Genomic DNA, 10871 nt, shown 5'->3' with positions numbered 1-10871 from the left:
TGTACTAATTTTTAGTGTTTTGAGCAACTTTTTTTATAATGCACTACGGGTTAATATATCTTTTGCCCAACAAACACATAAAGTTGATTTTATCAAATGTGATGCTTCAGTTTCTCCAAATCATGATGAGAAATCAATTTATGGTGATGTGGTTTATGAATTTAAAATAAAAAAAGCAATCGATACCATTAAAATTGATGCTAAAAGTATGGAATTCTCAAGGGTTATGATCAATGGAAAATCCGTAAAATTCAAAAATTCTGGAAAAACACTAGATTTATTTGAAGGATTTAAGAAAGGAAAAAACAAACTATCTTTTAGTTATTCCGCAAAACCCAAACAAACACTTTATTTTACAGGCGAAGGAGAAAATCTTCAAATTTGGACACAAGGTCAAGGACGTTACACGAGTCATTGGTTGCCGAGTTTTGATGATGTAAATGAAAAAGTGATTTTTAATTTGAATGTTTCATTTGACCCAAACTTAACTGTAATTTCCAATGGTATTCATCAATCAACAGTAGTTTATCCGCCACTTTCAAGTCAAAATAATATTTGGAATTTTAGAATGAAGAAACCCATGTCATCTTATTTGGTAATGTTAGCTATTGGAAATTTTGCAAAACAAACTTCAACCACTAAATCTGGAACACCTTTAGAATTTTATTTAGGTAAAAATGATGTTTCGAAATTTGAACCAACCTATCGCTATTCCAAAGAAATGTTTAATTATTTGGAGCAAGAAATAGGAGTGAAGTATCCTTGGGGCATTTACCGCCAAGTTCCCGTTCGTGATTTTTTGTATGCGGGAATGGAGAATACGACTTCAACCATTTTTGCACAAGATTTTGTAGTAGATGAAATAGGTTTTAACGATAGAAATTATGTAAATGTCAACGCACATGAATTAGCCCATCAATGGTTTGGTGATTTGATTACGGCACAGTCTGGAAAACATCATTGGTTGCAAGAAGGTTTTGCTACTTATTATGCGTTATTAGCAGAACGTCATTTGTTTGGCGATGATTATTTCTACGAAGAATTAAACGATTATGCCGAACAATTAAAACGTGCTTCTAAAACCGATACGATTCCCGTAATGAATGAAAAGGCGAGTTCGTTGTCGTTTTACAAAAAAGGCGCTTGGGCATTACATGTGATGCGTGAAGATATTGGTGCAAAGAACTTTCAAAAAGCGGTAGTGAAATATTTAAAGAAATACCAATACAAAAACGTGAACACGGATGATTTCTTGAAAATTGTAAAAGAAGTTTCGGGTTATGATGTTGAAAATTTCAAAAAAGTTTGGTTAGAAAAGTCTGGATTTGAAATGGAAATTGCTCAAAAATATCTTTCTAAAAACAAATTCATTCAAGACTATTTTGCTTTGAAGAAAAGTAAAAAATCATTAGCTGAATTGACAGAAATTTTAAAATCAGAAGCGTATTATCCAATCAAACAATACATTGTTTATCAAACGCGAAATATTCCTTTTGAAGAACGAAAAGTCATTTTAGAAACTGCTTTAGCAACAAATGATATTTTGGTACGAAGAGCCGTTGCAGAATCAACACCTGTAGTTCCAGAAGCATTTAAATCGCAATATGAAACTTTGTTAAAAGATAATTCGCATCAAACGAAAGAAATAGCATTAACCAATCTTTGGAAAAACTTTCCTGATGAGCGTTTGCGTTATTTAGAACAAACCAAAGAGATTGTTGGAAATAATGATAAAAGTTTCCGTTTGACTTGGTTAGCTTTAGCAATGAATACAGAAAATTTGCCGGAGCAAGTGAAAGCTACTTCGTATAATCAATTGTTAGATTTTGCTTCTGAAAATTATGAAAGTTCTGTTAGACAAAATGCTTTAGAATTGTTATTACAACTAAATCCGAATGATGAAAAAGTAATTGAGTTATTGTTTAAAGCAACGGTACATCACAAATGGCAGTTCACTAAGTTTGGAAGAGACAACGTTCGCTTATTACTCAAAAAACCAGAATACAGAATACTAGTTGAAAAATTAGCGTCGACTTCAGATGAAATCATGAAAGAGTTGTATTGGAAGTTCTTAAACGAAAAATAAAAAAAATCCCGAGCTTCAACTCGGGATTTGTATTTAAAAAACTCTTTTCAATTCTTCTTTCAAATAGCTAATTCCAATTGTACTTGGAGCTTCATTTTCAGTCATTTCTATCATTATGGCTTCTCTCAATTTATCAGCACTTGAAATATCTTCCCTAACTGCATTTTTACGAATAATTTGTACCGTACTATTTTTAGCTTTCAACACAATGTCCCAAGTTTCTGAAGTTAAATATATTTGTTGTGTTAAATTGTGCTCATATTCGGTTTGAATGTGATGAACTAACAAGGTAGCGTAATCATCTTTTGATTGACTAATTGGTGCTACACGTAACAAGAGTTGCGCAGGGTTAATTCGCTCTAAAAATAAAACCATACGCTCATACGCTTGCAATCGAATGGGTAAGGCTTGTTTTTGATTTTCTCTTAGTAATTCAAATTTGCGTTTACTTTCTTCGCTGTTGTAGAATTTTTGCATCATTACAAAAGCTACACCGCCTGTAATAAAAGCAGGTAAAGTGTAAGCTGCAATTTCTAATAATTTATCCTCGATGGTCATTTTTAATAGATTTAAATATGTCGCAAATTAAGATTAAAATTATTAATATTCAAATAGCGTTTGGAACACAGATTTAAGAAATTAAAGAAATGGTTAAAATCAAATCTTAAATTCAAAATGACTTGCTCAATTTTTCTATGTTATCTATGTCAAGTAAAACGACTAAAATCAACACAAAGTAAATCTATTGTGTCTATGTGTTTAAATATTTATTTCTCTTGAACCACAAAATAAAAACTTGTAAAAACACTAATCAAAGTGTATTTTTGTAAATTAGTTAAAAGTTATGGAATTCTATGAATGAAATGCAGCGTTATATTAGCCAATTGAATGAAGCACAACAACTTCCGGTTTTACAAAAAGACGGACCTATGATTGTGATTGCAGGTGCAGGTTCTGGAAAAACCCGAGTGCTAACGGTTCGTATTGCTAACTTGATGAGTCAAGGTGTAGATGCTTTTAATATTTTGGCGTTAACGTTTACCAACAAGGCAGCACGTGAAATGAAAAAGCGTATTGCCGATATTGTTGGAAATAACGAAGCCAAAAACCTTTGGATGGGAACCTTTCACTCGGTTTTTGCTAAAATTTTACGTATTGAAGCCGATAAACTAGGTTATCCCTCTAATTTCACGATTTACGACACACAAGATTCGGTGCGATTGATTGGGGCTATTATCAAAGAAATGCAATTGGACAAAGATATTTACAAACCAAAGCAAATCTTAGGGCGAATTTCATCTTATAAAAACTCCTTAATCACAGTAAAAGCCTATTTCAATAATCCCGAGTTACAAGAAGCCGATGCTATGAGTAAAAAACCGCGTATGGGCGAAATTTATCAACAATACGTAGAGCGTTGTTTTAAATCGGGTGCGATGGATTTTGATGATTTACTATTGAAAACCAATGAGTTATTAAATCGTTTTCCAGATGTTTTAGCAAAATATCAAGATCGATTTCGATATATTTTAGTAGATGAGTACCAAGATACGAATCACTCGCAGTATTTGATAGTTCGTGCGTTGTCGGATAGATTCCAAAATATTTGTGTAGTAGGTGATGATGCGCAAAGTATTTATGCGTTTCGAGGTGCAAATATCAATAACATTTTAAATTTCCAAAAAGATTACGACAACGTACAAATGTACCGTTTGGAACAAAATTATCGTTCTTCGAAAAATATTGTAGAGGCTGCGAATAACGTAATTGATAAGAATAAAACCAAGTTAGATAAAATCGTTTGGACATCGAACGATGATGGACCAAAAATAAAAGTTCACCGCAGTTTAACCGATGGTGAAGAAGGGCGTTTTGTGGCTTCCACTATTTTCGAACAAAAGATGCAGCACCAAATGCATAACGGTCAGTTTGCTATTTTGTATCGAACGAATGCCCAATCTCGTGCTATGGAAGATGCGTTGCGCAAACGCGATATTCCTTACAGAATTTATGGCGGTTTATCTTTCTATCAGCGTAAAGAAATCAAGGATGTTTTGGCGTATTTGCGTTTAGTAATTAATCCAAAAGACGAAGAAGCTTTGGTGCGAGTGATCAATTACCCAGCACGAGGCATTGGAGATTCTACAGTAGAGAAATTAACGGTGGCAGCTAATCATTACAAGCGTTCTATTTTTGAAGTGATGGAGCACATCGATAAGATTGATTTGAAACTGAATTCGGGTACGAAAGCCAAATTGAATGATTTCGTTACTATGATTAAAAGTTTTCAGGTTATTAATGAAAATCAGGATGCGTTTTATTTAACGGATCATATTACGAAGAAAACAGGTCTAGTTCAAGAATTAAAGAAAGACGGAACGCCAGAAGGAATTGCGAAGATTGAAAATATAGAAGAATTACTAAACGGTATCAAAGACTTCACCGAAGGACAAAAAGAAATCGACGGAGCAAGAGGTGCGTTAGCCGAATTTTTAGAAGACGTAGCGTTAGCAACCGATTTAGATAAAGACACAGGTGACGACGATAGAGTAGCACTAATGACGATTCACTTGGCGAAAGGATTAGAGTTTCCGCATGTATTTATTGTGGGGTTAGAAGAAGATTTGTTTCCAAGTGCGATGAGTTTGAACACCCGAAGCGAATTAGAAGAAGAACGTCGTTTGTTCTACGTAGCTTTAACTCGTGCCGAACATCAAGCGTATTTGACATATGCACAATCGCGTTACCGTTGGGGAAAATTAGTAGATAGTGAACCTTCGCGTTTTATTGAAGAAATCAATGACCAATATTTAGAATATTTGAATCCAGTAGATTCGGGTTATCGTTATAAACCGGTTATGGATATTGATGTTTTTGGCGATATTGATAAATCTAAATTAAGATTAGCAAAACCAACCGCAGGAACGCCTCCAAAATATTTAACGCAAGACCAACCAAGCCCAACGGCTAATATCAGACGATTAAAACCTGTTTCAAGTAATTCAGGAAGTTCTAATGTTGTCGATGCCAATTTAAACGTTGGTAATATCGTAATGCACGAACGTTTTGGAAAAGGACAAATCGTAAACATAGAAGGAATAGGAGCAGACAAAAAAGCAGAAATTCGCTTTGATGTAGGTGGTTTGAAAAAGTTGTTGTTAAGGTTTGCGAAGTTGGAAGTGATAGGATAGAATTTTTTTAAGTTTTTTGATTAACTTGAAACCTGAAACAAAAATAATCTGAAACAAAAATAAGATGTCAGAAATTATAAAAATATACGAAGACAAACCAAGTGAAGCCGCTATTAAAAAAGTAGTTGAGGTCTTAAAAGATGGTGGATTAGTCATTTATCCAACTGATACGGTTTATGGATTGGGTTGTGATATAACGAATTCTCGTGCGCTTGAAAAATTAGCTAAAATCAAAGGCATTAAATTGGAAAAAGCGAATTTTTCTTTTGTTTGTTCGAGTTTGAGTAATTTATCAGATTATGTAAAGCAAATTGATACTTCTACTTTCAAAATCCTAAAACGTGCTTTACCTGGTCCTTACACGTTTATTTTGCCTGGAAATAATGATTTGCCAAAAGAATTTAGAAAGAAAAAAACAGTCGGAATTCGTGTTCCTGCTAATAATATTGCGTTACAAATTGTAGAAATGCTTGGGAATCCTATTGTTTCAACCTCAATTCACGATGAAGATGAGGTAATTGAATATTCAACAGATCCAGAATTAATCTTCGAAAAATGGAATAACAAAGTCGATTTGGTTATCGATGGCGGTTACGGAGACAATGTAGCTTCCACCATTATTGATTTAACAGGTTATGAGCCAGAAGTTGTTCGTGAGGGAAAAGGGAGTTTGGATATATTATAAAATAAAAACGCCTCAATCACTTGAGGCGTTTTTTTATACTTTAAAGGTAAATTATTTCCCTTCTAAGTTTTTCATTTCCTTTTCTAACATATCGTAGAATTGGTCAATTTTTGGCATAATGATGATGCGCGTTCTTCTGTTTTTAGCTCTGTTTGCAGGAGAATCGTTTTCTACTAAAGGAATGTACGAACTTCTTCCAGCTGGAATTAATTGTTTTGGACTAACACCTAAGTCTTTATGTAAAACTCTTACGATTGAAGTGGCTCTTTTTACCGATAAATCCCAGTTGTCTAATAAAACTGCATTTTTAATTGGCACATTGTCTGTGTGACCTTCTACCATACATTCGAAGTCTGGTTTGCTGTTGATTACTTTAGCCACTTTTGCTAAAACACCTTTTGCTTTATCACTTACTTCGTAACTTCCCGATTTGAATAATAAATTATCAGCAATCGAAATCATCACAACTCCTTTTTCAACATTGATGTTAATGTCTGGATCGTCGATTCCAACTTCACGCTTTAAACTTGTAACTAGAGCCAATGTTACACTGTCTTTTTTAGTTAAAGCGTCTTGTAAACGTGTGATTTTTAAATCTTTCTCTTTTAAACTTTCTAAAGATTTTTCCAGATTTTCAGCACCTTTGGTAGTTAACGTAGTTAAATTCCCCATGTTGTTAATTAAATCGGTATTGTTTTTCTTTAAGAAGTCAACTTGTTGTGCTAAAGCTTCTCTTTCAGTCAAACACGTATTTAATTTTACGGTTGCTGTGTTTAATAAATCTTGAATTTCTTTGTTTTTAGCTTCTAATTCCGTGTATTTCTTTTTTGAAACACAAGAACTTAATGAAATAGCAGCTACTGTGGCGAATAACATTACTCTTCTCATACGATACTTATTTTTTTACAAAATTAAATAGAAATTGTTAAAGAATAGCTTTTTTAAACCTAAACTATTGTTAAAAAAGGTCATCAAATACCTTGCCATTCTTGATAAAATAACGATAAACGATACTATTTGTTTTGAAGTAATTTGATTTTTGAATTGCACCTCTTTTCTTATAAAATTGAAATACAAGATGATAATAATAAAAATGAGCCTTTAAAATTGCCCAACAATGTGTGAATTTCCCTTTCAAAATAAATTGAATTCCCGCTAATCCATCTAAACACAATCGCATTAAAAGGATTGGGAATAATTGATTTTTCGGTAAATTCTTGGTTAACATCAACAATGAATTTCTAAAGTTTAGAAAGGTTTTTCTCGGATTTCCTTCGTTTAAAGTAGCACCACCAACGTGATACAATATTGATTTTGGAGTGTATTTTGTTTTGTAGCCCAAATTAAAAGCTCTCCAACACAAATCAATTTCTTCTTGATGGGCAAAGAAATCATCATCAAAACCGTTTAATTTACGATACACTTCTTTTCTTATAAAGAAACAAGCACCTGTTGCCCAAAAAATTTCGATTTCATCATCATATTGATGTTTATCTTCTTCAATCGTGTCAAAAATTCGCCCACGACAAAAAGGATAACCAAACTTATCAATAAAACCTCCAGCTCCACCAGCATATTCAAAATGGGTTTTCTTTTTGTAATCTAATAATTTAGGTTGAATAATCGCAGTTTCAGGCTGATTTTCAAAAATTTCTAAAATAGGAGCAAGCCAATTTTCAGTCACTTCAATGTCTGAATTTACCAAGGCATAATATTCTTCTTCAACAAACTTCAAGGCTTCATTATAACCTTTTGCAAAGCCAAAATTGCCCGTGTTTTGAATGATTTTAACCGATGGGAATTGGTTTTGAATCACTTCAATTGAATTATCTGTCGAAGCATTATCAGCTACATAAATAGTAGCTTCATCAGAAAACGCCATTACCGAAGGTAAAAACTGTTCTAACAATTTGGCTCCGTTCCAATTTAATATGACTACTGCTATTTTTTTCAAGTGCTTATTGATTAAGAAATTGTTGAATTTTTATTTTTTTATTATTTCGTTCAAAAGAATATGAGTTTGAAATTTCATCTACCAAATCAAGTAATTCTAACGCTTTTGTTAAATGTTTTTTTGATGAATTCATTTCAATTAGCAAATCAGCTAATTTTTCCAGATGATGCTCATTAAAATTAAAATTAGAAAGGTATTTTTTCATTTCAATATTTGAAAGTGAAACAAAATGAGGTAAATCAAAATCTAATTCATTTTTAAACTCATTTGTTACTAAATCAGCTGCTTCAATAGAATTTTCTGTCGAATTTCCATTCAAAAAATTTGCTAATAAACGTTGTAGAAAATATCCTAATTTTTCAATTTCAGCTTGTATTAAATCGCGTTTTTCCATGGCTAATTTGAATATTCAGGAAGTTCTTTCAAGAAAACATATTTCTCATTTTCAAAATCCATTTGGCAAAAATAATGATTTAGTCCGTTGGTAACCATTAAATATTTTGCTTTTAAAACTAAGTTATAACGAGCAATTTGGTCAAATGTTTGTTGGGAAATAGGAACTTCAGGTGCTTTGCATTCGATTAATAAAAATATTTCTCCATTAGGTTCAAAAACAACACCATCATAACGTTTACTTAAATCGTTTATTTTAATTAATTTCTCAACGTTAATATACGATTTTGGATACTTTTTATCTTGCAACAAAAACTGAACTACGTGTTGACGCACCCATTCTTCGGGTGTAAGAAGAATAAATTTTTTTCTAATTTCATCAAAAATAGACACTTTATTTTCACTATTTTTGAACCGAAAGGAATAAACTGGAAAGTTCAACTTTTGCATGAAACAAAAATAGTTATTTTATACTAACTGCCAACTGCTACTGAACACTGAATACTTAAAAAATGGATGAAGTAATTCAAATTACAAAAGATATAAAAGCCGGAAACATCAAACCCATTTACTTTTTTATGGGTGATGAACCTTATTATATTGATAAATTAACTGAATTTATTGAACAAAATATCTTGCAAGAACACGAGCGCGATTTTAATCAAACGATTTTATATGGTAGAGATGTTACGATGGAAGATGTGGTTGGAAATGCTAAACGGTATCCTATGATGGCTGATCGACAAGTAGTGGTTGTTAGAGAAGCTCAGGAATTATCACGTCATATCGAAAAGTTAGAAGCTTATGCTGAAAATCCGCAGCCAACAACAGTTTTAGTTTTTGCTTACAAATACAAAACTTTAGATAAACGAAAAAAAGTAACGAAACTTTTAGATAAAGTCGGAGTAGTTTACGAAAGTAAAAAAATGTATGAAAACCAGGTTGGTGATTGGATTAAACGCGTTTTATCTGGACAAGGTTATAGCATCGAACCCAAAGCAGCCGCTATCTTAGTAGAATTTTTAGGAACGGATTTATCTAAAATCAATAATGAATTAGAAAAGCTAAAAATTATACTTCCTAAAGGACATACGTTTACACCAAAAGACATTGAGGAAAATATAGGATTTAGTAAAGATTACAACAACTTCGAGTTGCGAAAAGCATTGGGGGAAAAAGACCAAGTAAAAGCTTATAAAATTATCGATCATTTCTCTCAAAATCCAAAAGACAATCCAATAGTGGTTACAACAGGATTAGTATTTGGTTTCTTTTCGCAATTGTTACAATATCACGGATTAAAGGATAAATCGCAGTTCAATGCGGCTAAAGTTTTAAAAGTGAGTCCTTATTTTGTTAAAGATTACGAAGTAGCATTTCGAAATTATCCCATGAAAAAAGTAAGTGCTATTGTGGCGGCTTTGCGCGATATTGATGTTAAAAGTAAAGGTGTAGGCGCTTCCTCTATGACGCAACACGATTTATTGAAGGAAATGTTGATTAAAATTTTCAATTAATACAAAGTATAAAAAGTTTTAAAATTTGTACCTTCGCAGTCCTAAATTTACAAAACTTTAGTTAAAAATATTGAATTATGGGAATGAATAAAAATACAATTTTGGCTTGGGCCACTTTGATTATGATTTTAATGGGATTATTATTGATTGGCTTAGGAATTTATAGATATGCCGATGTTGCAGGTTGGGGATTTTCAGCTGTTGGTGTTGGTTTCTTTGCTATTGCTTGGGTTTTTAATGCCTTGAAAGGTAGAGTGTAAAAAAAGAGAAAAGTAAAAAGTACAAAGTTTTAATAATCATAAATCAAACATATTATATATGTCAGACGATAAGAAAGTCATTTTCTCCATGCAAAAAGTAAGCAAAGCTTACCAAGGAAGTGACAAACAAGTATTAAAAAACATCTATTTAAGTTTCTTTTACGGAGCCAAAATTGGGATTTTAGGTTTAAACGGTTCCGGAAAATCTTCGCTATTAAAGATTATCGCTGGAGTAGATAAAAACTATCAAGGAGATGTTGTTTTTGCACCAGGATATTCAGTAGGATATTTAGAACAAGAGCCAAAATTAGACGAAACTAAAACCGTAATTGAAGTAGTTCGTGAGGGAGCTGCGGAGATTTTTGCTTTATTGGAAGAATTCAACAAAATCAACGACGATTTTGGTTTACCAGAAGTTTATGAAGATGCGGATAAAATGCAAAAACTAATGGATCGTCAAGCAGAATTACAAGACAGAATTGATGCTTGTGGTGCTTGGGAAATCGATAATAAATTAGAAATTGCAATGGATGCGCTTCGTACTCCAGAAGCAGATACTCCAATTAATGTGTTATCTGGTGGTGAAAAACGACGTGTAGCTTTATGTCGCTTATTATTACAACAACCTGATGTTTTGTTATTAGATGAGCCAACTAACCACTTGGATGCAGAATCGGTACTTTGGTTAGAACAACATTTACAACAGTATGCTGGGACAGTTATTGCAGTAACGCACGACCGTTATTTCTTAGACAATGTAGCAGGTTGGATTTTAGAATTAGATA

Annotated in this window: 11 protein-coding genes; 6 read left to right on the top strand and 5 right to left on the bottom strand. The window is 32.6% G+C overall.

All coding sequences use genetic code 11. The features are described 5' to 3' along the window. The coding region (locus Q0075_RS02610) for a M1 family metallopeptidase (protein ID WP_366798074.1) at positions 1-2086 on the top strand (2086 nt) is incomplete at its 5' end. A gap of 33 nt (positions 2087-2119) precedes the next feature. Here the strand turns inward: Q0075_RS02610 and Q0075_RS02605 are convergent. Further along, positions 2120-2644 (bottom strand): hypothetical protein, encoded by a 525-nt coding sequence (locus Q0075_RS02605; protein ID WP_297868159.1) that lies wholly within the window; start codon positions 2642-2644, stop codon positions 2120-2122. Between the two features lie 305 nt (positions 2645-2949). Here Q0075_RS02605 and Q0075_RS02600 point away from each other — a divergent pair, with 305 nt between their 5' ends. Further along, complete coding sequence (locus tag Q0075_RS02600; RefSeq protein ID WP_297868160.1) at positions 2950-5277, top strand: ATP-dependent helicase; 2328 nt, start codon at positions 2950-2952, stop codon at positions 5275-5277. Positions 5278-5341: 64 nt separating this feature from the next. Further along, positions 5342-5962, top strand: a complete 621-nt coding sequence (locus tag Q0075_RS02595; RefSeq protein ID WP_297868158.1) for an L-threonylcarbamoyladenylate synthase — start codon at positions 5342-5344, stop codon at positions 5960-5962. Between the two features lie 51 nt (positions 5963-6013). Here Q0075_RS02595 and Q0075_RS02590 read toward each other — a convergent pair whose 3' ends face one another. From Q0075_RS02590 to Q0075_RS02575, 4 genes are all read right to left on the bottom strand, one after another. Next, a complete protein-coding gene (locus Q0075_RS02590) occupies positions 6014-6850 on the bottom strand; it encodes an OmpA family protein (protein WP_291108664.1) in 837 nt (278 codons plus the stop codon). A 70-nt stretch (positions 6851-6920) separates the two neighbouring features. Further along, positions 6921-7916 carry a glycosyltransferase family 2 protein gene (locus tag Q0075_RS02585; RefSeq protein WP_297868157.1) on the bottom strand — a complete coding sequence of 332 codons (996 nt, stop codon included), beginning with the start codon at positions 7914-7916 and terminating at the stop codon, positions 6921-6923. A gap of 4 nt (positions 7917-7920) precedes the next feature. Then, a complete protein-coding gene (locus tag Q0075_RS02580; protein ID WP_291108668.1) occupies positions 7921-8310 on the bottom strand; it encodes a hypothetical protein in 390 nt (129 codons plus the stop codon). A gap of 2 nt (positions 8311-8312) precedes the next feature. Then, entirely contained in the window at positions 8313-8759 is a 447-nt protein-coding gene (locus Q0075_RS02575) for a type I restriction enzyme HsdR N-terminal domain-containing protein (protein WP_291108670.1), read from the bottom strand. Positions 8760-8821: 62 nt separating this feature from the next. Here Q0075_RS02575 and holA point away from each other — a divergent pair, with 62 nt between their 5' ends. The 3 genes from holA to Q0075_RS02560 all read left to right on the top strand — a co-directional run. Further along, a complete protein-coding gene (gene holA / locus Q0075_RS02570) occupies positions 8822-9826 on the top strand; it encodes a DNA polymerase III subunit delta (protein WP_297868156.1) in 1005 nt (334 codons plus the stop codon). Positions 9827-9903: 77 nt separating this feature from the next. Then, positions 9904-10086 carry a CAL67264 family membrane protein gene (locus tag Q0075_RS02565; RefSeq protein ID WP_297868155.1) on the top strand — a complete coding sequence of 61 codons (183 nt, stop codon included), beginning with the start codon at positions 9904-9906 and terminating at the stop codon, positions 10084-10086. 58 nt (positions 10087-10144) lie between these two features. Next, positions 10145-10871, top strand: a 727-nt coding sequence (locus tag Q0075_RS02560) for an ATP-binding cassette domain-containing protein (RefSeq protein WP_297868154.1), incomplete at its 3' end; no start/stop codon positions are given.

This window comes from uncultured Flavobacterium sp., from assembly GCF_937967675.1.
Classification (GTDB): Bacteria; Bacteroidota; Bacteroidia; order Flavobacteriales; family Flavobacteriaceae; genus Flavobacterium.
The sequence above is the reverse complement of the archived record's forward strand: the minus strand, read 5'-3'. Positions and strand labels throughout refer to the sequence as shown.